The organism is Actinopolymorpha rutila, from assembly GCF_013407855.1.
Taxonomy (GTDB): Bacteria; Actinomycetota; Actinomycetes; order Propionibacteriales; family Actinopolymorphaceae; genus Actinopolymorpha; species Actinopolymorpha rutila.
The window spans coordinates 2,713,255-2,738,118 of sequence record NZ_JACBZH010000001.1 but is presented as its reverse complement, the minus strand read 5'-3'; the positions used below and the strand labels follow the sequence as shown (position 1 = coordinate 2,738,118).

Below are 24,864 nucleotides of genomic sequence, written 5' to 3'. Positions count from 1 at the left end.
TTCCCCTCCGTCGACATGGTGATGACGCGTCCAGCGGGTCACCCTGGCTGGTTTCGCAACACCCTATCCGCACGCCCGCGGGCACCGGCCCAGCCCGTCCGGAAGTCGCGATCAGCCGGCCCGCGGCGGCTTGGATCACTCACCCCGCAGGGTCAGCCGACCGCGGCGAGTGCTTCCTCCAGGGTGAACGCGCCCGCGTACAACGCCGTACCGACGATGGCGCCCTCCACCCCCAGCGGGGTGAGGGCCGCGATCGCGCGCAGGTCGTCCAGGCTGGCCACCCCGCCGGAGGCGACCACCGGCCGGTCCGTCGCGGCGCACACGTCGCGCAGCAGGTCGACGTTCGGGCCCTGCAGCATGCCGTCCTTGTTGACGTCGGTGACGACGTAACGCGCGCAGCCCTCGGCGTCCAGCCGGGCGAGGGTCTCGAACAGGTCGCCGCCCTCCCTGGTCCAGCCGCGCGCGGCGAGGGTGCGGCCGCGTACGTCCAGCCCGACCGCCACCCGATCGCCGTACTCGGCGATGGCGCGCGCACACCACTGCGGGTTCTCCAGCGCGGCGGTGCCGAGGTTGACCCGGGCGCAGCCGGTGCTCATCGCCCAGGAGAGCGCGTCGTCGTCGCGCAGCCCGCCGGACAGCTCCACGCGCACGTCGAGCCGGCCGATGATGTCGGCGAGCACCGCGCGGTTGTCACCCCGGCCGAACGCCGCGTCCAGGTCGACCAGGTGCACCCACTGCGCACCGGCGCGCTGCCAGGCCATGGCGGCCTCCAGCGGGCTGCCGTACTGGCCGCCCGTACCGGCCCTGCCCTGCACCAACTGGACGGCCTGGCCGTCGACGACATCGACCGCGGGAAGCAACGCGAGGCTCATGGGCGCCGAGGCTACCGGCGGCCCGCCGCCAGGCCTTGGGCGAGGTCAGGACGAGCCAGGACGAGGTCAGGACGCGAGGTCAGGCGCCGGCCTCAGCGCAGCGTGCCGATCCAGTTGGTGAGCAGCGCCGCGCCGGCGTCGCCGGACTTCTCCGGGTGGAACTGCGTGGCGGCGAGCGGGCCGTTCTCCACCGCCGAGACGAACCGGTCGCCGTCGTACGGCGTCCACGTCACGGCCGGCTGCCGGAACTTACCGGTGGCCCGTAGCTCCCACTCGCGCACCGCGTAGGAGTGGACGAAGTAGAACCGCTCACCGGTGATCCCGGCGAACAGCGCCGACTCGTCCGGAACCTCCACGATGTTCCAGCCCATGTGCGGCACGATCGGGGCCTTCAGCCGCTCGACGGTGCCCGGCCACTCACCACATCCCGCGGTCTCCACGCCGTGCTCGACGCCACGGTCGAACAGGATCTGCATTCCGACGCAGATGCCGAGCACCGGGCGGCCGCCGGCCAGCCGCCGGCCGATCACCTGGTCGCCGCGCACCGCGCGCAGGCCCTGCATGCAGGCTTCGTACGCGCCGACGCCGGGCACCACCAGTCCGTCGGCCTCACAGGCGGCGTCGAAGTCGGCGGTCACCTCCACCGCCGCGCCGGCACGGTCCAGCGCGCGCTGCGCCGAGCGCAGGTTGCCCGACCCGTAGTCGAGCACCACGACGGATGGCCTGGCCGCACTCACGGTGTCGACTCCCGCAGTCCCGCCCACAGGAACACCCCGGCGAGCACACCGAGAACCACCGTCAGCCAGATCGAGCGCTTCTGCTGCCGGCTGGCGATCATGCCGCCGACCAGCAGGCCGGCGAACGCGAAGTAGACGTACTCCACTACAGCGCCCTCTCCACTACAGCGCACCCTTCGTACTCGGCACGCCGCTCTCGCGCGGGTCCAGCGCCACCGCGTCACGCAGCGCCCGGGCAAGCGCCTTGAACTGCGCCTCGACGATGTGGTGCGGGTCGCGGCCGGCGAGCACCCGCACGTGCAGGCAGATCGCGGCGTGGAACGCCAGCGTCTCCAGGACGTGCCGGGTCAGCGAGCCGGTGAAGTGGCCGCCGATCATCGCGTACGCCTGACCCTCCGGCTCGCCGGTGTGCACGCAGTACGGCCGTCCGGCCACGTCGACCACGACGTGCACCAGCGACTCGTCCAGCGGCACCGTCGCGTCGGCGAACCTGCGGATGCCGCGCTTGTCGCCGAGCGCCTGCCGGAACGCCTGTCCCAGAACGATCGCGGTGTCCTCGACGGTGTGGTGCACGTCGATGTCAACGTCACCTTGCGCCCGGACCGTGAGGTCGAACAACCCGTGCCGGCCCAGCTGGTCGAGCATGTGGTCGTAGAACGGCACCCCGGTCGACACGTCGACCCGGCCGCGGCCGTCGAGGTCGAGCTCGACGACGACCTTGCTCTCCTTGGTCTCGCGTTCGATCCGCGCGCTGCGCGCAGGTTCGGTCACGCCGTCACCTCCTGCAGGGCGGCCCGGAAGGCCGCCATCTCCTGCTCGGTCCCGATCGACACCCGCAGCCAGCCGTCCGGCCCGGTCTCCCTGATGAGTACGCCGCGGTCCAGCAGGCCCTGCCAGACCGCGTGCCGGTCCGCGAAGGTGCCGAACAGCACGAAGTTGGCGTCGGAGTCGGCGACCCGGTAGCCGTTTTCGCGCAGCCACTCGACGGTCTCGTCCCGCCGAGCCCGCAGCTCCTGCACACGGGCGAGCAGCGAGCCGGCGTTGCGCAGCGCCGCCCGCGCCACCGCCTGGGTCACCGCCGACAGGTGGTACGGCAGCCGCACGATCCGCAGTGCGTCCACCACCGCCGGGTCGGCCGCGAGGTAACCGAGGCGGCCACCGGCGAACGCGAACGCCTTCGACATGGTGCGGGTCACGATCAGCCGCGGGTGGCCGGGCAGCAGGCTCAGCGCGCTCGGGGTGCCGTCGCGGCGAAACTCGCCGTACGCCTCGTCGACCACCACCATGCCCGGTGCGGCCGCGCAGATGCGCTCGACCACGTCGAGGGGCAGCGCGGTGCCGGTCGGGTTGTTGGGCGAGGCGAGCAGGATCACCGCGGGCCGGTGCTGCTCGATCTGGGCGAGGGCGTGCTCGGGGTCGACGGTGAAGTCGTCGGCGCGGCGCCCGGTCACCCAGGTGGTGCAGGTGTCGCGGGCATACTCCGGATACATGGAGTACGTCGGCGCGAACGACAGTGCCGTGCGGCCGGGACCGCCGAAGGCCTGCAGGATCTGCAGCATCACCTCGTTGGAGCCGTTCGCCGCCCACACCTGCGCCGGCGTCAGGTCGTGGCCGAGGTAGGCCGCGAGGTCGGTGCGCAGCCCCAGCGCCTCCCGGTCGGGATAGCGGTTGAGCGTACGCGCGGCCGCCGCGACCGACGAGGCGATGTCGGCCACGACGTCCTCGTCCGGCGGGTAGGGGTTCTCGTTGACGTTGAGGATCACCGGCACGTCGAGCTGGGGGGCGCCGTAGGGCTCCTCCTCGCGCAGGTCGTCACGCAGTGGCAGGTCGGCGAGCGTCTGCCCCACTCAGATCACCTTCACCATGCCGACCAGGGTCTTGGTGACCTCCGGCGTACCGGCGACCAGGACCTCCAGCCCGCTCGAGGTGGTGACGAACTCGCTGGAGCCGCCCGCGGCGTCGACCAGCGCGATGCCGGCCGCGACGTCCCAGATGTTGACGCCGAAGCCGAGGTAGCCCTCCTGCGCTCCGAGCGCCACCGACAACAGCTCGCAGGCCGAGGAGCCGGTACGGCGGTAGTCGCGGGCCTGCTGCATCAGCTCGCCGAGGAACGTGTGCACCCGGGCGCGGTGGTCCAGCACGCCCGGCAGGCCGATCCCGACTATGGAGTCGGACAGTTCGACGGCCGAGGACACCCGGGGCGTGCCGTCCCGGCCGAACACCTCCGCACCACCGGCTGCCGCCCAGTCGCCGTCGGCGGGCCGGACGACCGCGCCGGCCACGATCCGCCCGTCACGTTCGACCCCTACCGACACGGCGTAGTCGCGGCGGCGGTGGACGAAGTTCATCGTCCCGTCCAGCGGGTCGACCAGCCAGCGCACGCCGCTGTCGCCCTCGTGCACGCCGGACTCCTCGGCCAGCACCGCGTCGCGGGGACGGGCGGCGCTGACCAGCCGCAGGATCGCGCTCTCGGCGGCCTTGTCGGCGGTGGTCACGAAGTCGGCGGCGTGTGCCTTGGTGTCGATCCGCAGCTCGCCGCCGCGCAGCTCGCGCAGGATCGCGTGCGAGCCCGCGTTCGCGGCCGCCAGCGCGAGATCGCGTAGATCCTGGTCCAGGGATGCCGGATCGTCCGGCCGCCCGGGGTGTACCGGTCTGGTCATGACTGGCTCGATTCGTCGAGGTGGGCCGCAGCGTGCTCGCCGGTGGGGCGGCGGGCCATCAGGCATACCCGTCGGACGCGGATCCGAACCGCGCCCGGACGGCCTGGCCGTGCGCGGGAAGATCCTCCGCCTCGGCGAGGGCGGTGACGTGCCCGGCCACGTCGCGCAGCGCGGCCTGGTCGTAGTCGACGACGTGCACCGCCTTGAGGTAGCTGCGCACCGACAGCCCGGAGGAGTGGCAGGCGCAGCCACCGGTCGGGAGCACGTGGTTGGACCCGGCGCAGTAGTCCCCCAGGGAAACCGGAGACCAGGGCCCGACGAAGATCGCGCCGGCGTTGCGTACCCGCCCGGCCCACTCCCGGGCGTTCTCGGTGTGGATCTCCAGGTGCTCGGCGGCGTAGGCGTCGACGACCGCGAGTCCCTGCTCGAGGTCGTCGACCAGGACGATGCCGGACTGCTCACCACTCAGTGCCTCGGTGATGCGCTGGACGTGCTTGGTGGCCGGCACCTGGTGGGCGAGCTCGCCCTCCACCGCCGCGGCGAGGTCCTCGCTCGGCGTGACCAGGACGCTCGCGGCCACGGTGTCGTGCTCGGCCTGGCTGATCAGGTCGGCCGCGACGTAGGCGGGATCGGCGGAGTCGTCGGCCAGGATCGCGATCTCGGTCGGTCCGGCCTCGGAGTCGATGCCGACGGTTCCCTTGACCAGGCGCTTGGCGGCCGTGGTGGTGATCCGGCCCGGGCCGGCCACGAAGTCGACCGGGCGGCACAGCAGCCGGCTGTCGTCGGCGCCGACCCCGGCCGGCACGCCGTACGCGAACATCGCCACCGCGGCCACACCACCGGCGGCGTAGACCTCGTCCACACCGAGCAGCGCGGCCACGGCCAGCACCGTCGGGTGCGGCAGGCCGCCGAACTCCTTCTGTGGCGAGGACGCCAGGGCCACCGACTCCACGCCGGCGACCTGGGCGGGCACGACGTTCATCACCACGCTGGACGCCAGCGGAGCGACCCCGCCGGGGATGTAGACGCCGACCCGGCGGAACGGCACGAGGCGCTGGGACACGGTGCCGCCGGGGACGACCCGGACCTCGGAGTCGCGCTCCAGCTCGGCCTCGCTGACCGCGCGGAGCCGGCGGATGGACTCCTCGAACGCCGCTCGTACGTCGGGATCGAGGTCGCGCAGGGACTGCTCCAGGGCGGCCTTCGGCACCCGGATGTCGGTGAGCTCCACGTCGTCCCATCGCGCGGCGTAGTCGCGCAGCGCCTCGACCCCACGATGGCGTACGTCGGCGAGCGTCGGGCGGACGGCCTCCACGGCCGCCTCCACGTCGAACGGAGCACGCGGGACGAGAGCGCTGTAGTCGAGGCCGGCGCTGGTTGCGGCGCGGCCGCGCAGGTCGATGCGACGGATCACCTCACCGAGTCTAGGACCTGCGCCGAGTGGCAGCGGCGAAGGGTGATCGGCCCGCGACCCGCCTCCGGACCGAGTCCGGGCCTTCCTCCGGCCGGAGTCCGGCCTTGATCCGGTCTTGACTCTCACACCGATGTCGGGCTTTAGCGTCGAGTCGTGCAGATCGGGACATTCAGCTCCATGACGGACGAGACGATCGACCCGGCGAGCCTGGCTCGTGCGGTCGAGGAACGCGGGTTCGAGTCGCTCTTCGTCCCCGAACACACCCACATCCCCGCCTCGCGGGAGACGCCGTACGAGGGTGGCGGTGAGCTCCCCCGCGACTACTACCGCGTCCTGGACCCCGTTTCCACCCTGGCCACCGCCGCGGCCGTCACCACCTCCCTGCGGCTGGGCACGGCGGTGAGCCTGGTCGCGCAGCACGACCAGATCGTGCTGGCCAAGCAGTTCGCCACGCTCGACCACCTGTCCGGCGGCCGGATCGAGTTCGGCGCCGGCGCGGGGTGGAACCGCGAGGAGATGCGCAACCACGGCACCGACCCTCGGACCCGTGTCCGCCTGCTGCGCGAGCGCCTGCTCGCCATCCGGGAGATCTGGACGCGGGAGCAGGCGGAGTTCCACGGCGAGTTCGTCGACTTCGACCCGATCTTCTCCTGGCCGAAGCCGGTTCAGCGGCCCCATCCGCCGATCCTGCTCGGCGGCTGGGGGCCGACCACGCTGGGCCGGGTGGTCGACCACGCCGACGGCTGGCTGGCGCCGTTCGGAGCCGGCCCGGACGATCTCGCCCCGGGGGTGCAGACCCTGCGCGAGCTCGCGGCCGACGCGGGCCGTCCCGAGCCGACGGTCACGGCGACCACGTTCGACGAGGACCCGGCCGAGCTGGCGGGGTTCGCGGACCTCGGAGTGCACCGGGTGCTGTTCTTCCTGCCCGCGGAGGAGCCCGCGCAGGTACTCCGCCGGCTGGACCGGCTGGCCGCACTGCTCCCGGCGGTGGCTTCGGCTGCCGTCTGAAAAGGTGGGAGCCGTGGCGAAGAAGAAGACCCCTCAGGGAACGCCCGCGGTGGTGGCGCTGCAGCGGGCTGGCGTGGCGCACACCGTCCACCCCTACGACCACGAACACACCGAGGCCGGCCGGTCCGGCAAGGCCACCAAGGCCAGCAAGGCCACCAAGGAACGGCCGCACTACGGGCTGGAGGCGGCCCAGGCGCTCGGCGTCCCGCCGGAACGGCTGTTCAAGACGCTGCTCGCCCAGGTCGACGACGAACTCGCCGTGGCGGTGGTGCCGGTGAGCGCGTCGCTGGACCTCAAGGCGTTCGCCGCCGCGCTCGGCGGCAAGCGTGCGCAGCTGGCCGAGCCGGCGGCCGCGGAGAGGGCCACCGGTTACGTGGTCGGCGGGATCAGCCCGCTCGGCCAGCGTCGCCGGCTGCGCACCGTCGTCGACACCAGCGTCAAGGACCATCCGACGGTGTACGTGTCCGCCGGCCGGCGCGGCCTGCAGGTCGAGCTCGCACCCGCCGATCTGGTGGAGCAGTGCGCGGCCGCCACGGCCCAGATCGCCACCTGATCGCGGTCAGCCGGGAAACGAGAACCGGAAGAACGAGAAGCCTGAAACGAGAAGGGACCCGCGGGCGCCCTGTGCAGCCCGCGAGTCCCTTCGTACATGCAGAACGTCAGTACGGCAGAACTTCCGTACGGCAGAACTCAGTCGACCAGCACCCGGAGGGTGAAGGTGCCGCCGTCGGCGCTGGTGGTGCCGGACATGCCGACCGCCTTCAGCACCCGCAGGTTGGCCCGGTCGTTCGCCGGCATGCTGGGGAGGTAGAGCTTCTCCAGCTTGTTCAGGTCGACGAACGCACCGAACTGCGCCTTGTCGGCGCCCTCCACGGCCTTGGTGAAGGTGTCGTCGCTGCCGAGGTCGCCGCCCTTGACGAGTTCGTCGGCGTAGGCCTGGCTGGTCGCGAGGGCGACCTGGTCCGAACCGGTGGCCTTCCCCAGCTGAACGCCGGCACCGGTCGCGCCGAGCAGCTGGTCGATCTTCGGCAGCAGCTGCCTGGCCTTGGCGACGTCGGTGGTGGATCGGAAGCCGACCAGCGGAAGCTGCGGCGAACCGTCCTGGCTCGACGACCCCTGCGCGGTCAGGCGTTCCATGCCGCGCTCGTCCATGGCGAGGGTGAACTCCTTGCCCAGCAGGGTGTTCAGGTCGGCCGGAATCCGGATCCCGAACTGGCTCTGCGCCGCCTGGACGAAGGAGTCCAGCTGCGCGGCCTGGCCGCTGGCCTCCAGAGTCCTGCGAAGGTCGGGCCAGCTCTTTTCCAGCGCGGGACCCGCTCCGGAGACCGACAACGCCGCGACGGTGCTCGAGGGCAGCTCACCCAGCTTGATGCCGGTTCCCTGCAGGGACGGGAGCTTCGCGCCACGCGTCTTGGCCACCAGCTGGACGGAGTCGCTGGTGAAGCTCAGGCCACCGACCAGGCGGCCCTGGGTCGACATCCTGGGCAGCTGCGCGGTCTGCCCGCCGGACAGCCGGCTCAGCTTGGGCAGGTCGGCCCAGAACGACAGGACGCCCTTGTCGACCTCGCCGACGTCGCCCTTGTACGTCTCGTTGGCCGACAGCGGGTTGTCCTTCACCGAGGAGGCCAGCGCGTCGGCGCGGGACTGGGAGTCGGCCACCAGCATGTAGTCGTCGACGAACGCGTAGCCGCTCTTGTCGTCGTCTTTGCCGAGCTTCTTGATGCCGACCCGGGCCTTGTCCTCGTCCTTGATCTGGATCGCGGCGACTGTCTCGGTGTCCTTGCCGTCGGCGCCGGGCAGCACTGCCACCCCGGCCCGGTCACCGAGCCACGGCTCGACGTCCTTGGCGTAGTCGGCGTCGCGCAGATCCGCGTCATCCTTCTTGATCGCGTCGAACAGCGCCTTGCGGAGGTCGTCGCCCTCGCCCACTCGCTTACGCGCGTCGGGGAACTTGCGGACGACGTTGAAGATCGCGGCCTTCTGCTGCACCGACGGGTCGAGGTCGATGCGGAAGTAGGCGACCGCGTTGCCCGGCAGCACCTCCTCCGGCTGCGTTCCACCGCCACCGATGCGGGAGAACGCCCACGCACCGCCGCCGACCGCGAGAACGAGCACCGCCGCGAGCACCGCGATCAGCCACCGGCGGCCACCGCCACCACGGCGGTCCTGCTCGGCCACCTCGGGTCCACCCGGCCCACCCTGGGCGCTCGGCGTCCACGGAACACCGCCGCCGCCCTGCCCGCCGCCGGCGTACCCACCAGCGGCATCAGCGGCACCGGCCTGCTGGCCGTATGGGGCCTGCCGGCCCGGTCCGCCCTGACCAGGCTGGGGTGCACCCGGCGGCTGCTGGGCGTACTGACCCTGCTGGGCGTACTGACCCTGCTGCGGTCCGCGAGGCTGCTGCCCCAGGGGACCCGGCTGGCCGTACTGACCCTGCTGCGGCCCGCGCGGCGGCTGCTGTCCCTGCTGCCCCTGAGGACCCGGCTGTCCCTGGTAACCCGGATGCGGTCCGCGCGGCGACTGTTGCCCCTGCTGCGGTGCCGGCGGCCGGCCGGTGGGCCGCCACTGAGGCGATGGCCCGCCCGCGCCGGGCGGACCCGGGCGGTCGGGATCGCGAGGTGGCGTGCGGTCGTCGGACATGATGGGCACCCCCGGAGGTGACGGAACCGAGGTCACGGAACTGAGGCCGCGAGACCTTGGCTGGAGCTGTGCAGAGAAGTACTCGGCCGGACGAACGTGGCCGATTCGGACGCCAAACTAGCGCATCGGCGCTTCGGGAGTCCGGCTCCGGCCGCGCCGGCTGTGGATAACTCGGGACGGCTCTCCGTCCCGGCCAGAACCCAGCCAGACAAGGGGGATGACGGGGGCCAGCGCGGCCAGTGGCCAGCTCACCAGCACGCCGTACGCGTGCAACGTGAGCGGCGCCGACAGCGGGGTGCCCGGCGAGGCGTGCGGATCCCAGGACCAGATCAGCGAGCCGTTGGCCACCAGGCTGCCGACGACGACCGCGGCCAACGCCGCCAGCACGCTGCCCACGAGGAGTCCGGCCACCGTGACCAGGCCGTGCCGCAGGAACAGCGTGGCCAGCACGGTCCCGAGGACCAGAGAGGTGCCGGCGCCGAGCGCGGCGTACCAACCGTCCATCGAGACCAGCCGGGCGGCCTCCTCCTCGTCGTTCGGGAAGGGGCCGAGCTCGGTCATGGTCATCGCCACGTGCGGCGACGGGGCCGTCCACGCCCACACCAGCCCGGCGATCGCTCCCGCCGCGACCAGCACGACGGCGATCACCCAGAACGCGCGCCCGGCACCGGGCGCCCGGTCGGGCGGAGTCCGAGGGCCGGGAGAGGTTGCGTCAGGCGGGTACGTGGTGTTCACCGCCCCAGATCCTACGCACGCTCCCCCGGCGCCCGGTCAGCGCTGGGTGCCGGGGCGTACCGGCAGTCTCAGGAACGGACACACCCCGGCCCGAGCAGTGCCTTGAGGTCGCCCATCAGCGCCGTCGACGGCGTGACGCGCCAGCGGTCCTCCAGCCTCATCACCATCGTCTTGGTCTCCGACCGCAGGTGCAGGTGGATCTGAGTCATCCCCGGATGGGTGGAGAAGATCTCCTTGAGCCGGTCGACCACCGGCGGCGTGCACCGCTCCCGGGCCAGCGAGATCGCGAACGGCCCGGTCTGCTGGTCGCTGCTGATGTCGGGTACGGACAGCTCCATCGCGATCAGCTGCGGCACGTCGTCGCGCCGGTCCAGCCGGCCCTTCACGACCACCACGGCGTCCTCGGTGAGCTGCAGGGCGGTGAGCTGGTAGGTCGACGGGAAGAACATCACGTCGATGCCACCCTCGAGGTCCTCCAGGGTGACGATGGCCCACGGGTCGCCCCGCTTGGTCATCTTCCGGGTGATCGAGGTGATCAACCCGCCGACGGTGACGATGGAGCCGTCGGGTCGGTCCTCGTCGGCGAGCAGGGTGCCGATGGTGCAGTCGGAGGCGTTCGTCAGCACGTGCTCGATGCCGAAGAGCGGGTGGTCGGAGACGTACAGCCCGAGCATCTCCCGCTCGTGCGCGAGCAGGGTCTGCTTGTCCCACTCCCCGATCTCGGGCACCTGCGGCGACATCAGCGCGGCCACGTCGGCCTGGTCGTCGCCGCCGAAACCGAACAGCGAGTCTTGGCCGATCGCCTCCTGGCGCTTCTGGTCGATGTAGTACTCCACCGCGTCCTCGTGCCAGGCGACCAGCGCGCGCCTGCGGTGGCCGAGCGAGTCGAACGCGCCCGCCTTGGACAGTGACTCCAGCACCCGCTTGTTGCACACGGTGGCGGGCACCTTGGCCATGAAGTCGCTCGCGTCGGCGAACCGGCCCTTCGCCTCGCGCGCGGCGATGATCGCCTCGACGACGTTGGCGCCGACGTTGCGGATCGCGGTCAGCCCGAACCGGATGTCGGTGCCGATCGGCGTGAAGTTGGCCGCGGACTCGTTCACGTCGGGTGGCAGCACCTTGATGCCCGAACGCCGGCAGGCGTTCAGGTAGATGGCCATCTTGTCCTTGTCGTCCTGCACCGAGGTGAGGAGGGCGGCCATGTACTCGGCCGGGTAGTTGGCCTTGAGATAGGCGGTCCAGTAGGACACCAGGCCGTACGCGGCGGTGTGCGCCTTGTTGAACGCGTAGTCGGAGAACGGGACGAGGATGTCCCACAGCGTCTTGACGGCCGCGTCGGTGTAGCCGCGGGAGTGCATGCCCTCGCTGAAGGGCCCGAACTCCTTGTCCAGGACCTCCTTCTTCTTCTTGCCCATCGCCTTGCGGAGCAGGTCGGCCTGGCCCAGGGAGTAGCCGGCGACCTTCTGGGCGAGCCGCTGCACCTGCTCCTGGTAGACGATCAGGCCGTACGTCGGGCCGAGGATCTCCTCGCAGGCTTCCCCCAGCTCGGGGTGGATCGGCGTGATCTCCTGCTGGCCGTTCTTGCGGAGCGCGTAGTTGGTGTGGGAGTTGGCGCCCATCGGGCCGGGCCGGTAGAGCGCGCTGGCCGCGGAGATGTCCTCGAAGTTGTCCGGCCGCATCAGCCGCAGGAGGGAGCGCATCCCGCCGCCGTCCATCTGGAAGATCCCGAGCGTGTCGCCGCGGCTGAGCAGCTCGTACGTGGGCTTGTCGTCCAGTGGGAGCTCGAGCAGGTTGATCCGCTCGCCGCGGCTCATCTCGATGTTGCGGACCGCGTCGTCCATGATGGTGAGGTTGCGCAGCCCGAGGAAGTCCATCTTCAGCAGGCCGAGCGTCTCGCAGGTCGGGTAGTCGAACTGCGTGATCACCGCACCGTCGGCCTCGCGCTTCATCAGCGGCACGTGGTCGGCCAGCGGCTCGGCCGACATGATCACGCCGGCCGCGTGCACGCCGGTCTGGCGGATCAGGCCCTCCAGGCCCTTCGCGGTGTCGATGACCTTCTTGACGTCGTGGTCCTGGTCGTAGAGCGACCGGACCTCACCCGCCTCGCTGTAGCGGGGGTGGGCCGAGTCGAAGATCCCGGTGAGCGGGATGTCCTTGCCCATCACCGCCGCCGGCATCGCCTTGGTGATCTTGTCACCGAGCGCATAGGGGTAACCGAGGACCCGGGAGGAGTCCTTGATCGCGGCCTTCGCCTTGATCGTTCCGAACGTCGCGATCTGGGCGACCTTGTCCTCGCCGTACTTCTCGGTGACGTAGCGGATGACCTCGCCCCGCCGGCGCTCGTCGAAGTCGATGTCGATGTCGGGCATCGAGACGCGTTCGGGGTTGAGGAACCGCTCGAACAGCAGGCCGTGCCGGAGCGGGTCGACGTCGGTGATGCCGAGTGCGTACGCCACCATGCTGCCCGCGGCGGAACCACGGCCCGGGCCCACCGCGATGCCGTTGTTCTTGGCCCACATGATGAAGTCCGCGACGACCAGGAAGTACGACGGGAACCCCATCTGCAGGATGATCCCGAGCTCGAACTCCACCTGTTGGCGGTAGGTCTCGTCGTACCCTTGCGTGAACCGGCGGTCCATGCCCCGCCAGGTCTCCTCGCGCAGCCACGACTCCTCGGTGTGGCCCTCCGGAACGTCGAACCGCGGCATCAGGTTGCGGAACTCGAACATCCCCGTGGAGTCGACCCGCTCCGCGATCGCGAGGGTCGTGCGGCAACCGGACTGCCAGGCCTCGGAGTCGTCCAGCGCCCGCATCTCGTCCGCGGGCTTGAGGTAGTAGCCCGACCCCTCGAACTGGAAGGTCGGCGCGGCCAGGGTGGACGCGGTCTGCACGCACAGCAGCGCGGCGTGCGCGGTCGACTCGTGCTCGTAGGTGTAGTGGGAGTCGTTGGTGACGACGTACTGCAGGCCGAGCTCGCCCGCGATCTTCTCCAGGCCGGCCCGGGCCCGCTTGTCGATGTCGATGCCGTGGTCCATCAACTCGACGAAGTAGTTCTCCCGGCCGAAGATGTCGCCGAAGTCCGCCGCGGCGTCCAGCGCCTCCTTCTCCTGGCCGAGCCGGATGCGGGTGGAGATCTCCCCCGACGGGCAGCCGGTGGTGGCCATCAGGCCCTGGCTGTGCTCCGCGAGCAGCTCCCGGTCGATCCGGGGCTTGCGGAAGAAGCCCTCCATCGACGCCCTGGTCTGCAGCTTGAACAGGTTGTGCAGGCCGACCGCGTCCCGCGCCCAGATCGTCATGTGGGTGAACGCACCGGCGCCGGAGACGTCGTCGCCCTTCTGGTGCTGCTGGCCCCAGCGGACCGGCGCCTTGTGGAAGCGGGAGGTCGGGGCGACGTAGGCCTCCAGACCGATGATCGGCGTGATCCCCGCCGCCGTCGCCCGCGTGTAGAAGTCGTACGCCCCGTGCAGGTTGCCGTGGTCGGTGATCGCGACGGCCGGCATCTGGAGCCGCTGGGCCTCGGCGAACATGTCCTTGAGCTTCGCCGCGCCGTCGAGCATGGAGTACTCGGTGTGGACGTGCAGGTGGACGAACGAGTCCGACATCAGAGAGAAGCGCCTCCTGTCTGCGCCGACGCCGAAGGCGTTGGGCGCCGGCCGGGGGAAGGGCGGCGGCGCTTCGCCAACAAGTGAGAGTCCGACTCTATTGCCCTTGCACGTAAGGGCAACGGCGCCCCGCCGAAGAGTTCGTGATCAACCTCTGTTAGCGGCCGCGACCGGTCGCCGACGGTGATCAACGAGTCGTCGAGGCGCCACGCTCGGCAAGATCGAGGGACTCCTCGATCACCGCCGTCATGATCCGGCGGAGACGCTCCGCGCCCAGCCTGGGCGCCCGCCGGGCCATGCCGGTGACGATCTCCGTCTCTCGGTCGGGATCACGCCCGGCGCTTCCGCCGACCGGCTTCAGTTGCTGGACCCGCTCGGTCAGCCCGGCGCGGTACTCCAGCAGGGCGGCCAGGGCGGCGTCCACCTCGTCGATCGCGGCCCGGGCCTCGGGTAGCGACGCCGGCAGGGGGCGGGCGGTCAGGGCGGCGACCGGCTGGTCCGTCACGGATCGGTGCACCCGTCCACGCTACGTAGCGCGCCGGGCGGCGTTCAACATGGCGAGACGATCGTCTCGTCACCTGGGACGTTCGGAGTCCTGACGGGCGCGCTCCAGTGCCTGCTCGAGATCGTCGGGGTACGGCGACTCGAACGTCGCCCACTCCCCTGTCGCCGGGTGCTCGAACCCCAGCCGCGCCGCGTGCAGCCACTGCCGGGTGAGCCCCAGCCGACCGGCCAGCACCGGGTCCGCGCCGTAGGTCAGGTCCCCGACACACGGATGCCGGATCGCGCTCATGTGCACCCGGATCTGGTGGGTACGCCCGGTCTCCAGGTGCACCTCCAGCAGCGACGCGTGCCGCAGCGCCTCCAGCGTCTCGTAGTGGGTCACCGACGGCTTGCCGTGGGCGACGACCGCCCACTTGTAGTCGTGGGTCGGGTGCCGGTCGATCGGCGCGTCCACCGTGCCGCGACTCGGGTCCGGGTGGCCCTGGACGAGCGCGTGGTAGATCTTCTCCACCTCGCGTTCCTTGAAGGCCCGCTTCAGGACGGTGTAGGCGTGTTCGGACTTCGCCACCACCATCAGGCCGCTGGTGCCGACGTCGAGCCGGTGCACCACACCCTGGCGTTCGGCCGCACCCGACGTGGTGATCCGGAAGCCGGCGGCGGCCAGGTGGCCGATCACGGTCGGGCCCCGCCACCCCGGACTGGGATGCGCCGCCACGCCGATCGGCTTGTCGACGACCACGATGTCCGCGTCGTCGTGGACGATCCGCATCCCCTCGACCCGGACGGGCGCGACCGGCTCCTGCGGCCGGGGAAGCTCGACCTCCAGCCAGGCACCCGCGCTCACCCGCTCCGACTTCGGCACCGCCTCGCCGTCGACCCGGACCAGGCCGTTCTCGACGAGTTCGGCGGCCTTGGTCCGGGACAGCCCGAAGAGTCGTCCCAGAGCAGCGTCAAGGCGCTCGCCCTCCAGTCCCTCCGGCACCGGCAGCCCGCGCCGGTCCGCCGCTCCGGTGGCGGCCGTCGCGCTCACTCCGCCTTCCTCAGCGCCGGCTGGTCGGCGGCCACCCCGGGCGAGCCGGGCGGCTCGTGCGCCTGCCGGGCGCTACCGTCCGGCTTCTCGGATTCGGCTCGGCGGCTGCCGGACTCCTCGATGGTGCCGTCCCAGCGGCGGCCCCGCATCGCCAGCACGATGATCAGCGCGGCAGCCGCGCAGATCGAGGCGTCGGCGACGTTGAACACCGGCCAGTGCGGCAGCGCCAGGAAGTCGACCACGTGGCCGCGCAGGAAACCCGGCTCCCGGAAGATCCGGTCGGTGAGGTTGCCGAACGCTCCACCCAGCAGAAGTCCGAGCGCGATCGCCCACGGAGTGCTCCGGAGCGTGCGGGACAGCCGGAGCACGACCACCACGACGGCCAGCGCCACCAGGGACAGGATGATCGTGTAGCCCTCGGCCAGGCCGAAGGCGGCTCCGGAGTTCCGGACCAGCACCAGGGTCAGCAACCCGCCGGCCAGGCGGATGGGTTCCCGGTCGGCCAGCTGGGACATGATGATGATCTTGGTCACGACGTCGACGGCCAGCACGACGAGCGCCACAGCGGCGAAGAGCCCGAGCTGGCGGCGACGAAGGCGGCGGTCTGCTGTGTCGGCGTCGTTCAGCGACGCTCTTCCCTCTGTTTGCATGACACGCACAGTGTCGCACGAGGGAACGCCAGCAACCGAGCCTTGCCGATGGGTTGGCCGCAGCCCTCGCACACGCCGTAGGTGCCGTCGTCGATTCTGGCCAGCGCCCGGTGGGTCTGGGCGAGCATGTCCCTGGTGTTGTTGGCGAGGGAGATCTCGTGCTCGCGTTCGAAGGTCTTCGAGCCGGTGTCGGCCTCGTCGTCACCGGCGCCGTCTCCGCTGTCGCGCAGCAGGTCGGCGATGTCGTCGGCGGCGGAGTGCAGCTCCTCCTCCAGGCGGGCGACGTCGCCGGTCAGCTCCTGGTAGACCCCGTCCAGCTCGGCCGGTGTCCACGGCTCCTCGTCCGGACGGACCACCAGCCGCGCGGCGCGCCCGGCGAGGTCGGTCGGCTCAGGCTCGGCCGGCGCCGGGGGTGCGACCTGCTCACCGGGCGTACCCGCCTCAGGCCCCGGTGCCGCCCTCTCGGCCGAGGTGGTCTTCTTCGCCGGCGCCTTCCTTCCCGAGGTGGTGGTCTTCTTCGCGGAGGTCGCTTTCTTCGCGGACGTGGCTTTCTTCGCGGACGCGGCCTTCCGCGCAGGAGCCTTCTTCGCCGATGCCGCCTTCTTCGCCGACGTCGCCTTCGTGGTCGGCGCGCCCGGCCGCCCGCGGGCCGGCACGCCCGTCTCCTCGCCCGTGTCGCCTGCCTGCTCCACCACGTCGACCTCCGCCCGGCGTACGTACGACGAGACCGTCCCGCACATGCTGCAAGTGTGCACGCGTCCGCTGAGTATGCACGCGTTCCCGCCAGACGGCCGAGGCCGGCCGCGTCGACCGAGGCCCGCACAGACCGGTCGAGGCGGGTCCAGGCCGGCCGAGCCCGGACGAGACGTACGAAAGCGGTCGGGAGACTCCGGGCCGACGGGAACGGGCCGACGGAACGGGCCAACCGGGCGGCCGGGCCCGGTTCCCGTGGTCGCAACCGGCACTCGCCGGAGAACGCCGAAGGCCCCCGGGAGGAGTCCCGGGGGCCTTCGGTTCGTGCGTGAAAGGTGCGCTACAGCGAGGACTCGTCGTCGTCCTCGAGCAGGGCGTTGAGGCGAGGCGTGCCGCCACCGGAGTTCATCCGGTCACCGCGTCCACCGCGCTCACGCTCGCCGCGCTCCTCCCGGTCGCCGCCGTTCGCGAGCGCCGGCTTGTGGGAGTTGATCGACCGCGGGCCGTTGCCGGACTCCAGGCCGTTCTCCAGGTTTCCCTGGCCCGCGAGCACCCGCAGCTGGCTCTCGAAGTAGGCCTTCAGGCGGCTGCGGTACTGCCGCTCGTAGGTGCGCAGCTCGTCGACCTCACGCTGCAGCCGGGTCTTCTCCTTCTCCAGCTGGCCGAAGAGCTGGGTGCGGCGCTCGGCGGTGTCCCGGTCGAGCTGCTCCGACTTCGACCGCGCTTCGGACTCCAGCCTGCTGGCCAGCCCGCGGGCTTCGTTCTCCAGTCGCTCGGCCCGTGCCCGGGCGTCGCTCAGGATGCGGTTGCCCTGCTCCTTGCTCTCCGCGACGAGCTGGTCGGCGTTCTGGGTGGCGATCTCCAGCAGGCGGGCCGCGGCGCTGGACGCCTCGGCGATGCTGGAGGGCCCCGGCTGCGGAGTCGCCTGCCGGACGGGGGGCTGCGGCTCGGGCTGCTCGGGCTTGCCGTAGCCGCTGTCACGGCCGCGGTCACGGTCTCCGTCGCCACGCTGCGCGGAGGAGAGCTTCTGCCGAAGGTCTTCGTTCTCGTGGTTGAGGCGCTCGAGTTCGGACTCGACTTCGTCGAGGAACTGATCCACCTCTCCCATGTCGTAACCCTCCCGCAAACGGACGGGCGTGAAGCGCTTGTTGCGCACGTCCTCGGGTGTCAACGGCATGACCTCACCTCAGGCTCGCAGGGCTCGACTTACGTGGATATCGGAGCAACCGTACCCGGTTTGGGTGACAAAGACCGAGGGGGCTCCGGAAACTACCTGTTCGGCATGATCTGGTCACCGACCGAACAGATCATCGGGTGGCGTCGGACGATGGTACGCGGCCCGGCCGATGATCACCGACCGAAGATCGCCAGGACCAGAGCCTGCAGGACGTAGATGATCACGATCAGCAGCAGGAACGACAGGTCCAGCGCGAAGCCGCCCAGCCGAAGGGGCGGAATGACCTTGCGGAGCGCCTTCAGCGGCGGGTCGGTGACGGTGTAGACGCCCTCGAGAATGACGAGCAGGAACCCGTGTGGCTCCCAGGACCGGGCGAAGAACTGCACCCAGTCCACCACCAGTCGGACGAAAAGCAACACGAGGAAGATCCAAAGTACGGAGTACAGGATCTCGCCGATGATCTGCACGCACACTCCTTGGGGTGGCCTTGCCGCCGGATCTCGAGCCTATCCCGCCGGCTCGCCACCGCGGCCGGGCCGACCCTCGGGGATCGCCCGGGCAGACCCCTGAGATCGCACGGGCGCTCGTGCGACCGGAGGGTCCTGGGCACGCCTCAGCTCTGGTTGAAGAAACCCGCCTCGGCCATGCGCTCCTTGTCCTCGGCCCGGACCTTCACGTTGGCCGGGGAGAGCAGGAAGACCTTCGCCGTCACGCGTTCGATGCTCCCCCGCAGCCCGAAGATCAGACCGGCGGCGAAGTCGACCAGCCGCTTGGCGTCGGAGTCGTCCATCCCGGTGAGGTTCATGATCACCGGCGTACCGTCGCGGAAGTGCTCACCGATCAACCGGGCGTCGTTGTAGGTGCGCGGGTGCAGCGTCGTGATCCGTGACATCTCCACCTCCGGTGCCACCTGGACCTGACGTCGGTCGGGAAATGCTGCCACGGTGCCGCCCTTGTCCTCGTCGGTCTCGGCCGGCGACTGGGCAGCAGGACGGGTGCCCCGAGCTTCCCGGGTGTCGCGGTCGTCACCGTCGTCGATGTAGTCGCCCTCGTAGGCTCCGTCGTAGTCCTCTTCGTAACGGCCCTGGTCTTCTACGAGACCGAGGTACACCGCGACCTTGCGCATCGCGCCTGCCATGTGACCTCTCGCCTTCTGCTGTCAGCTGCGCCGGGCCGAGCATGCAGCCCCGTCCGGCGTCGACGCTACCTGTCGTAACCGCGCTCACCTAGTAACCGACGCCCAAGCCGTACGTGTGTCGCGCCGTGAGCGATGGCGTCCTCGAGATCCGCGCTCATTCCGGCGGAGACCCAGGTGGCCTCCGGATACTTCTCGCGTACCTCGGCAGCGGTCTCGGCCAACCGGGCGAACGCCTGGCCCGGTGGCGCACCCAGCGGCGCGACCGCCATCACCCCGCCGAGGACCAGACCCGGCGCAGCCGCCACGGCGTCGGCCACCTCGGCGACCTGGTCCGGTGGCACCCCGCCACGCCCGCCGGCACCACCGGGGTGCTCGACGTCGCCGAGGTCGACCTGCACCAGGCACCGCAGCGGGTGCTCGCGGGCGGCCGCCGCCCGCCGCAGCGCGGTGACCAGCCGAACCCGGTCGACGGAGTGGACCACCGCGGCGTACTCCGCCACCGCACGTGCCTTGTTGGCCTGAAGCTGCCCGACGAAGTGCCAGGTCAGCGTCGGGTCCGCCACCGCGGCCACCTTGTCCTTCGCCTCCTGGTGGCGGTTCTCGCCGAAGTCACGGACACCGAGCTCGGCGAGCAGGCGTACGTCGTCGGCCGGGAAGGTCTTGGTGACCGCGATCAGCGTCACGTCCTCCGGTGACCGACCCGCACGTTCGCAGGCTCGCTCGATCTGGGCGCGGACAGCGGCGAGGTTGGCGGCGAGCTGAGCCCGGCGCTCGTCGCTGCCCGGGCTCAACCGCCCGCACCCGGTCCGTGGAGAACCGACCGCCCTCTCACTTCAGGAAGTCTGGTACGTCGAGCTCGTCGTCGTCGATCGGGCGACGGGCCGGCCGCGGAGTCGAGGCCGGCGAAGGCGGAGGGCTCTGCGGAGTGGAGCCGTTGGCCGCACCACCCGAAGCGCCACCCGCGCCGGACTCGCCGCCCGTGCGGCCGCCGCCGAGCAGACGCTGACGAAGCTCCTGGGTCTGCGCGGCGAGGTCGGACTGGCTCGACGAGGAGCCCGGCGACTGTGCCGGCTGCGACTGAGGTGCCGGGGACGACTGCGCCGGAGTGGCTGCCGGCGGCGTCGACGAGGGTGTGGCCGGCGGGAACGACTGGCCGGGGGCCGGCTGACCGTACGCCGGCTGGTCGGAGCCGGCGTTGCCGGAGAAGCCCGTGCCGGCCGGCGTGCCCTGCGGCGCCTGTTCACCCACCGGCGCGGACTGCGGCCGGCCGAGCTCACCGGGACGGCGCCCCGCGGGGGGCGGCGGGGCGGCCTGGGGCGCACCGTTGCCCGCGGAAGCCTCCTGCGCACCGCGGCGGCGGGGCATGCCGCCGTCGAAGCCGGCGGCGATGACGGTGACGCGCACCTCGTCGCCGAGACCGTCGTCGATGACCGCACCGAAGATGATGTTGGACTCCGCGTGCGCGGCGCTGGAGACCAGCTGGGCGGCCTCGTTGATCTCGAACAGCCCGAGGTCGGAGCCACCGGCGATGGACAGCAGGACGCCGTGCGCACCGTCGATGGAAGCCTCGAGCAACGGACTGGATATCGCCATCTCGGCCGCGGCGACGGAGCGGTTCTCCCCCCGCGCGGAGCCGATGCCCATCAACGCCGAACCGGCGTTGGACATCACGCTCTTGACGTCGGCGAAGTCGAGGTTGATCAGGCCGGGCGTGGTGATCAGGTCGGTGATGCCGGACACACCTTGGAGCAGCACCTGATCGGCCTGCTTGAACGCGTCCAGCACGCTCACCTGCCGGTCGCTGATCGACAGCAACCGGTCGTTGGGGATGACGATGAGGGTGTCGACCTCGTCGCGCAGGGCGTTGATGCCCTCCTCGGCCTGGCTCGCCCGCTTCTTGCCCTCGAAGGCGAACGGGCGGGTCACGACGCCGATGGTGAGCGCGCCGAGCGACCGCGCGATCCGCGCGACGACGGGCGCGCCGCCGGTGCCGGTGCCGCCGCCCTCGCCGGCGGTGACGAACACCATGTCGGCGCCCTTGATTACCTCTTCGATGTCCTCGGCGTGGTCCTCGGCCGCCTTGTTGCCGACGTCGGGCTGCGCGCCCGCTCCCAGACCGCGGGTCAGCTCCCGCCCGATGTCCAGCTTGACGTCGGCATCGCTCATCAGGAGCGCCTGCGCGTCGGTGTTGATCGCGATGAACTCGACGCCCTTGAGGCCGACCTCGATCATCCGGTTGACCGCGTTGACACCTCCGCCGCCGATACCGACGACCTTGATGACCGCTAGGTAGTTCTGCGGTGCCGCCACGACGCTCGCCCTCTCGGTAGACATTCTTCCCCGGCCCGGAAAGGCAACCCCAACCATCAACCCTCACGCTCAAGTAGAGGGTTATAGTTATGTCAACCTCGGCCTGACATGAAGGTACGGAGCGGTCACGGACGAATTCAACGCAACACGCCGAGCCGGCGAGTTCTTCGGTACGCCGGTCGAAAATCGGTCACCTCACCACTCGCCCACCGCTCTCGTCACGCGCCCGTCAAGTGCCCGCCGACGGCGACTCGCGAGACGTACGCGGCGGAGTTCGGGCGGCGCCCCCATGCGGTGCGGAGGCAGTGCTCGGCCGGTGCTCAGGCCCGGGTGGTCGGGAAGCTGGGCACGCTCACGTCGTAGACCTTCGCCTTGCGGGGAAGGAGTTCTGCGAGGACGCGGGCCTTCAGCCTGGACTTCTCGGCGTTCCCCCACACGACCGTCACTCCGCCCCTCATCCGCAACGTCACCGCGTCCGGAGTCTTCACCTCGATCGTGTCGAGGCTGCGCAGAAGCGACTTGGGCAGCGCCGCGGCCACCCGGGCACCGGCCACGCGCAACTCGTCCGCCCTTGCCGGGCTCGGGTTCCCTGCCCGCAACCGCACCAGTGGATAGGACCCGGCCGCGTCCGGCACCGCGCGGAACGGAACGCCCTCGGCGTCGACCAGGTGGTACGCCGATCCCTCCTGCCATACGGCGACGGCCTTGCGCTCCGCGACCCGCACCGTCACCTCGTGCGGCCACGAGCGGGTCACCTCCGCGTCCTTGACCGGCGGCAACTGGGCCACGATCCGGGTGCGCACGGCCGCGAGGTCGACCCGGGCCAGCGGCCTGTGCAGCGGCACCGCGGCCGCGGACCGCACCTGTTCCGGGGTGAGTCCGGATGCGGAGGTCAGGCCCTGCACGGCGACCGACCGGGTGTCCAGCAGGCTGGAGAGGGCGACCGCCCACACGCCCGCGCCGACGACGAGCAGGATCGCGACCAGGACGAAGAACGGTCGCATCCGCAGCAGCCTGCGCGTCCAACGCCGACGGCCGAACCTGGATGCAGAACCGCGCGCCGAACTGCGACCCGAACTACGTGTCGAGCCGCGTGCCGAACCGCGTGCCGAATTACGTGAGACCCCCGAGACCCCCGTCGGCATCAGCGCGCTCCCGGCTCGCTCTCCGCCGCCAGCCGGTCGCCCACGATCTCGAGGACCTCCGGGCCGATCAGTGCGACGTCGGGTGCACCGAGGGTGAGAACCAGGTCGCCGGGCTGCACCCGCTCGGCCACCCGCACCGGGGCCGCCGACCAGGATCGCTCGTACACGATCCGCTCCGGCGGGAGCGGGATGTGCGGGATGATCAGCGCGCCGGTGACGCCCGGGATCGGGTCGTCGCCGGTGGGATCCATCACGACCACCTCGTCTGCCAGCCCGAGGGCCTCGCCGAGTTCGCGGTAGAAGAACTGCGTCCGGGTGTGCCGAAGGGGGCGGAAGCAGACGACGACCCGCCCGTCCCCCACCGCCCCGCGCGCGGCACGCAGGTTGACCAGCATCTCGGTCGGGTGGTGGCCGTAGTCGTCATAGACGCGTACGCCGCCGACCATGCCCTTGTACTCGAACCGGCGCCGGGTGCCGGCGTAGCTCGACAGTCCCTCGCGAAGCTCACCGGACGGGAAGCCGAGCGCCAGCCCGGCGGCGTACGCGGCGGCGGCGTTCCAGGTGTGGTGCCGGCCGGCGACGTGCACGTCGATGGTGCCCTCCCGACGACCCTGCACGACGACCTCGAAGCTGGAGCTGAGTGGCTGCAGATGGACGTTGTCGATCCGGATGTCGGCGTCCTCGGCCTCGCCGTAGGTGTGTACGTCGACCCCGCGGGCGCGTGACGCCTCGGCGAGCCGGCGCGCACCCGGATCGTCGACGCAGGCGACCAGGCACCCGCCCGGCACGATCCGGTCCACGAAGGCGTCGAAGGCCCGGTGGTAGTCCTCCGGTGAGTCGTACATGTCGAGGTGGTCGGGGTCGACGTTGGTCACCACCGCCACCTCGGGTGAGTACTGCAGGAACGCCCGGTCGGACTCGTCCGCCTCCACCACGAAGATGTCGCCGGTGCCGTCGTGGGCGTTGGTGCCGGTGTCGTTGAAGTTGCCCCCGATCGCGAACGACGGGTCCGCACCGCAGTGCTGGAGCGCGACCGCGAGCATCGACGACGTGGTGGTCTTGCCATGCGCGCCGGACACCGCCGCCACCCGGCGGCCCTCCATCACCGCCGACAGCGCGGCTGCCCGGGAGTACAGCAGCAGCCCGCGCCGCCGGGCCTCCACGACCTCGGGGTTGTTCTCCTTGATCGCGGTGGACACCACCACGGTGTCCACGTCGGCGACGTAGGCGGGGTCGTGCCCGACGTAGCAGGTGGCGCCGAGGGCGCGCAGGGCGGTGAGGGTACGGGAGTCCTTGGCGTCGCTGCCGGTGACGGTGATGCCCCGGGCGATCATGATGCGCGCGATACCGGACAGGCCGGCCCCGCCGATCCCCACGAAGTGGACACGGCCGAGCTTCTCCGCGGGGATCAGCTCCGAGGGAGGAGGAACGATCATCGGCCAACCTTTCCGGCTTTGCCCTGTGAACGCGCGGCCGCCGCCCGGACCATGTCGGCCAGCCGTTCGTCGGCGTCGGCCGGCATGAGGTCCTGGGCGACCTTGGCCATCGCGGTCAGCCGGGCGGGGTCTGTCGCGAGCCCGACCACGTGCTCGCGCACCCAGTCGGGGGTGAGGTCGGCGTCGTCGACGAGCAGGCCGCCGCCGGCGTCCACCACGGGTTGTGCATTGAGTCGCTGCTCGCCGTTACCGACCGCGTACGGGACGAACACGGCGGGCAGCCCGACCGCGGCGAGCTCGGTCACGGTGTTGGCACCGGCCCGGGCGACCGCGAGGTCGGCGGCAGCATAGGCCAGGTCCATCCGCTCGATGTACGGAACCACGACGTACGGCGGGTCGCCCGGTCCCGGCGGGGGCACCTCGACGGTGTTGCGCGGCCCGGTGGCGTGCAGCACCTGGACCCCGGCGGCGGCCAGCGCCGGCGCGGCCTGGGAGACGGCCTGGTTGAGCCGCTGGGCGCCCTGGGACCCGCCGGTAACCAGCAGGGTCGGACGCTCGGGGTCCAGCCCGAACTCCGCCCGGGCCCGGGCGCGCAGAGCGGGCCGGTCCAGGGCGGCGATCTCCCGCCGGATCGGCAGCCCCACGAACTTCGCGTGCCGCAGCGGCGTCGCCGGGAAGCTCACCGCCACCTCGGAGGTGACGAACCGGGCCGCGAACCGGTTGGCAATCCCCGGGCGGGCGTTCTGCTCGTGCACCACGACCGGCAGCTTCATCCGCCGGGCGGCGAGGTAGGCCGGCATCGCGACGTAGCCGCCCAGACCGACCACCACCTGCGCGCCGGTGCGTTCGATCACCGCGGCCGAGGCCCGCACGGCACCGGCCAGCCGGCCGGGCACGGTGAGCAGCCGCGGAGTGAGCTCGCGGGGCAGCGGCACCCGGGGAATCATGGCCAGGTCGTAGCCCGCGGCCGGGATCAGCCGAGCCTCCAGGCCCTCCTCCGTACCGAGAAAGGTGAGGCCCACCTCGGGGTCGGTGCGCCGGAGCGCGGCGGCGAGGGCAAGTGCCGGGCTGATATGGCCGGCACTACCACCGCCGGCGAGAACAACGTGCACA

Annotated in this window: 24 protein-coding genes; 2 read left to right on the top strand and 22 right to left on the bottom strand. The window is 71.3% G+C overall.

The genetic code is table 11. The annotated features are described in order from the left end of the window. Positions 1 to 152: 152 nt before the first annotated feature. From priA to hisD, 7 genes are all read right to left on the bottom strand, one after another. Positions 153 to 872, bottom strand: coding sequence for a bifunctional 1-(5-phosphoribosyl)-5-((5-phosphoribosylamino)methylideneamino)imidazole-4-carboxamide isomerase/phosphoribosylanthranilate isomerase PriA (priA, locus tag F4554_RS12255; RefSeq protein ID WP_179787496.1), 720 nt, complete (start codon positions 870 to 872; stop codon positions 153 to 155). A 92-nt stretch (positions 873 to 964) separates the two neighbouring features. After that, entirely contained in the window at positions 965 to 1,609 is a 645-nt protein-coding gene (gene hisH / locus F4554_RS12250) for an imidazole glycerol phosphate synthase subunit HisH (protein WP_179787495.1), read from the bottom strand. Next, complete coding sequence (locus F4554_RS12245; RefSeq protein WP_179787494.1) at positions 1,606 to 1,755, bottom strand: hypothetical protein; 150 nt, start codon at positions 1,753 to 1,755, stop codon at positions 1,606 to 1,608. The genes hisH and F4554_RS12245 overlap by 4 nt, the downstream gene beginning before the upstream one ends. A 16-nt stretch (positions 1,756 to 1,771) precedes the next feature. Beyond that, a complete protein-coding gene (gene hisB, locus F4554_RS12240) occupies positions 1,772 to 2,380 on the bottom strand; it encodes an imidazoleglycerol-phosphate dehydratase HisB (protein WP_179787493.1) in 609 nt (202 codons plus the stop codon). Further along, a complete protein-coding gene (locus F4554_RS12235; RefSeq protein ID WP_179787492.1) occupies positions 2,377 to 3,456 on the bottom strand; it encodes a histidinol-phosphate transaminase in 1,080 nt (359 codons plus the stop codon). Before F4554_RS12235 ends, hisB begins: the two co-directional genes overlap by 4 nt. Further along, positions 3,457 to 4,269: an inositol monophosphatase family protein gene (locus F4554_RS12230; RefSeq protein ID WP_179787491.1), complete on the bottom strand. Its 813-nt coding sequence runs from the start codon at positions 4,267 to 4,269 to the stop codon at positions 3,457 to 3,459. A 58-nt stretch (positions 4,270 to 4,327) separates the two neighbouring features. Continuing rightward, positions 4,328 to 5,683 carry a histidinol dehydrogenase gene (gene hisD / locus F4554_RS12225; protein ID WP_179787490.1) on the bottom strand — a complete coding sequence of 452 codons (1,356 nt, stop codon included), beginning with the start codon at positions 5,681 to 5,683 and terminating at the stop codon, positions 4,328 to 4,330. 177 nt (positions 5,684 to 5,860) lie between these two features. Here hisD and F4554_RS12220 point away from each other — a divergent pair, with 177 nt between their 5' ends. Next, positions 5,861 to 6,691, top strand: coding sequence for an LLM class F420-dependent oxidoreductase (locus F4554_RS12220; protein WP_202889260.1), 831 nt, complete (start codon positions 5,861 to 5,863; stop codon positions 6,689 to 6,691). Between the two features lie 13 nt (positions 6,692 to 6,704). Further along, a complete protein-coding gene (locus F4554_RS12215; RefSeq protein ID WP_179787488.1) occupies positions 6,705 to 7,244 on the top strand; it encodes a YbaK/EbsC family protein in 540 nt (179 codons plus the stop codon). 137 nt (positions 7,245 to 7,381) lie between these two features. Here F4554_RS12215 and F4554_RS12210 read toward each other — a convergent pair whose 3' ends face one another. The 15 genes from F4554_RS12210 to murG all read right to left on the bottom strand — a co-directional run bounded on the left by F4554_RS12210 (position 7,382) and on the right by murG (position 24,863). Then, positions 7,382 to 9,331: a DUF3352 domain-containing protein gene (locus F4554_RS12210; RefSeq protein WP_179787487.1), complete on the bottom strand. Its 1,950-nt coding sequence runs from the start codon at positions 9,329 to 9,331 to the stop codon at positions 7,382 to 7,384. A gap of 117 nt (positions 9,332 to 9,448) precedes the next feature. Then, a complete protein-coding gene (locus tag F4554_RS12205; protein ID WP_179787486.1) occupies positions 9,449 to 10,066 on the bottom strand; it encodes a hypothetical protein in 618 nt (205 codons plus the stop codon). Positions 10,067 to 10,134: 68 nt separating this feature from the next. After that, positions 10,135 to 13,668 carry a DNA polymerase III subunit alpha gene (dnaE, locus tag F4554_RS12200; RefSeq protein WP_179787485.1) on the bottom strand — a complete coding sequence of 1,178 codons (3,534 nt, stop codon included), beginning with the start codon at positions 13,666 to 13,668 and terminating at the stop codon, positions 10,135 to 10,137. A 187-nt stretch (positions 13,669 to 13,855) separates the two neighbouring features. Then, positions 13,856 to 14,185, bottom strand: coding sequence for a chorismate mutase (locus tag F4554_RS12195; protein ID WP_337795995.1), 330 nt, complete (start codon positions 14,183 to 14,185; stop codon positions 13,856 to 13,858). 57 nt (positions 14,186 to 14,242) lie between these two features. Next, positions 14,243 to 15,202, bottom strand: a complete 960-nt coding sequence (locus tag F4554_RS12190) for an RluA family pseudouridine synthase (protein ID WP_179787484.1) — start codon at positions 15,200 to 15,202, stop codon at positions 14,243 to 14,245. Further along, positions 15,199 to 15,852 (bottom strand): signal peptidase II, encoded by a 654-nt coding sequence (gene lspA, locus F4554_RS12185; RefSeq protein WP_179787483.1) that lies wholly within the window; start codon positions 15,850 to 15,852, stop codon positions 15,199 to 15,201. The genes F4554_RS12190 and lspA overlap by 4 nt, the downstream gene beginning before the upstream one ends. Further along, positions 15,825 to 16,592: a TraR/DksA C4-type zinc finger protein gene (locus tag F4554_RS33555; protein WP_179787482.1), complete on the bottom strand. Its 768-nt coding sequence runs from the start codon at positions 16,590 to 16,592 to the stop codon at positions 15,825 to 15,827. The genes lspA and F4554_RS33555 overlap by 28 nt, the downstream gene beginning before the upstream one ends. 293 nt (positions 16,593 to 16,885) lie before the next feature. After that, positions 16,886 to 17,722: a DivIVA domain-containing protein gene (locus F4554_RS12175; protein WP_179787481.1), complete on the bottom strand. Its 837-nt coding sequence runs from the start codon at positions 17,720 to 17,722 to the stop codon at positions 16,886 to 16,888. Positions 17,723 to 17,895: 173 nt separating this feature from the next. Then, positions 17,896 to 18,189 carry a YggT family protein gene (locus F4554_RS12170; protein ID WP_179787480.1) on the bottom strand — a complete coding sequence of 98 codons (294 nt, stop codon included), beginning with the start codon at positions 18,187 to 18,189 and terminating at the stop codon, positions 17,896 to 17,898. A 146-nt stretch (positions 18,190 to 18,335) separates the two neighbouring features. Then, the gene (locus F4554_RS12165) at positions 18,336 to 18,860 is read right to left on the bottom strand and encodes a cell division protein SepF (RefSeq protein WP_179787479.1); all 525 of its coding nucleotides are present in this window, start codon (positions 18,858 to 18,860) and stop codon (positions 18,336 to 18,338) included. Positions 18,861 to 18,925: 65 nt separating this feature from the next. Then, positions 18,926 to 19,651 carry a YggS family pyridoxal phosphate-dependent enzyme gene (locus tag F4554_RS12160; RefSeq protein WP_179787478.1) on the bottom strand — a complete coding sequence of 242 codons (726 nt, stop codon included), beginning with the start codon at positions 19,649 to 19,651 and terminating at the stop codon, positions 18,926 to 18,928. Between the two features lie 37 nt (positions 19,652 to 19,688). Beyond that, a complete protein-coding gene (ftsZ, locus tag F4554_RS12155; RefSeq protein ID WP_179791478.1) occupies positions 19,689 to 21,170 on the bottom strand; it encodes a cell division protein FtsZ in 1,482 nt (493 codons plus the stop codon). A 320-nt stretch (positions 21,171 to 21,490) separates the two neighbouring features. Beyond that, positions 21,491 to 22,174 (bottom strand): cell division protein FtsQ/DivIB, encoded by a 684-nt coding sequence (locus F4554_RS12150; RefSeq protein WP_179787477.1) that lies wholly within the window; start codon positions 22,172 to 22,174, stop codon positions 21,491 to 21,493. Positions 22,175 to 22,314: 140 nt separating this feature from the next. Next, complete coding sequence (gene murC, locus F4554_RS12145; protein ID WP_179787476.1) at positions 22,315 to 23,751, bottom strand: UDP-N-acetylmuramate--L-alanine ligase; 1,437 nt, start codon at positions 23,749 to 23,751, stop codon at positions 22,315 to 22,317. Further along, the gene (murG, locus tag F4554_RS12140; protein ID WP_179787475.1) at positions 23,748 to 24,863 is read right to left on the bottom strand and encodes an undecaprenyldiphospho-muramoylpentapeptide beta-N-acetylglucosaminyltransferase; all 1,116 of its coding nucleotides are present in this window, start codon (positions 24,861 to 24,863) and stop codon (positions 23,748 to 23,750) included. The genes murC and murG overlap by 4 nt, the downstream gene beginning before the upstream one ends. Position 24,864 lies beyond the last annotated feature (1 nt).

Coding starts and splice junctions, on each gene's coding strand:
- F4554_RS12230 (WP_179787491.1), bottom strand. CDS start 4,269: ATGACCAGACCGGTACACCCCGGGCGGCCGGACGATCCGGCATCCCTG.
- priA (WP_179787496.1), bottom strand. CDS start 872: ATGAGCCTCGCGTTGCTTCCCGCGGTCGATGTCGTCGACGGCCAGGCC.
- dnaE (WP_179787485.1), bottom strand. CDS start 13,668: ATGTCGGACTCGTTCGTCCACCTGCACGTCCACACCGAGTACTCCATG.
- F4554_RS12165 (WP_179787479.1), bottom strand. CDS start 18,860: ATGGCAGGCGCGATGCGCAAGGTCGCGGTGTACCTCGGTCTCGTAGAA.
- F4554_RS12150 (WP_179787477.1), bottom strand. CDS start 22,174: ATGCGACCGTTCTTCGTCCTGGTCGCGATCCTGCTCGTCGTCGGCGCG.
- F4554_RS12210 (WP_179787487.1), bottom strand. CDS start 9,331: ATGTCCGACGACCGCACGCCACCTCGCGATCCCGACCGCCCGGGTCCG.
- F4554_RS33555 (WP_179787482.1), bottom strand. CDS start 16,592: ATGTGCGGGACGGTCTCGTCGTACGTACGCCGGGCGGAGGTCGACGTG.
- murC (WP_179787476.1), bottom strand. CDS start 23,751: ATGATCGTTCCTCCTCCCTCGGAGCTGATCCCCGCGGAGAAGCTCGGC.
- F4554_RS12220 (WP_202889260.1), top strand. CDS start 5,861: ATGACGGACGAGACGATCGACCCGGCGAGCCTGGCTCGTGCGGTCGAG.
- F4554_RS12175 (WP_179787481.1), bottom strand. CDS start 17,722: ATGCCGTTGACACCCGAGGACGTGCGCAACAAGCGCTTCACGCCCGTC.
- lspA (WP_179787483.1), bottom strand. CDS start 15,852: ATGCAAACAGAGGGAAGAGCGTCGCTGAACGACGCCGACACAGCAGAC.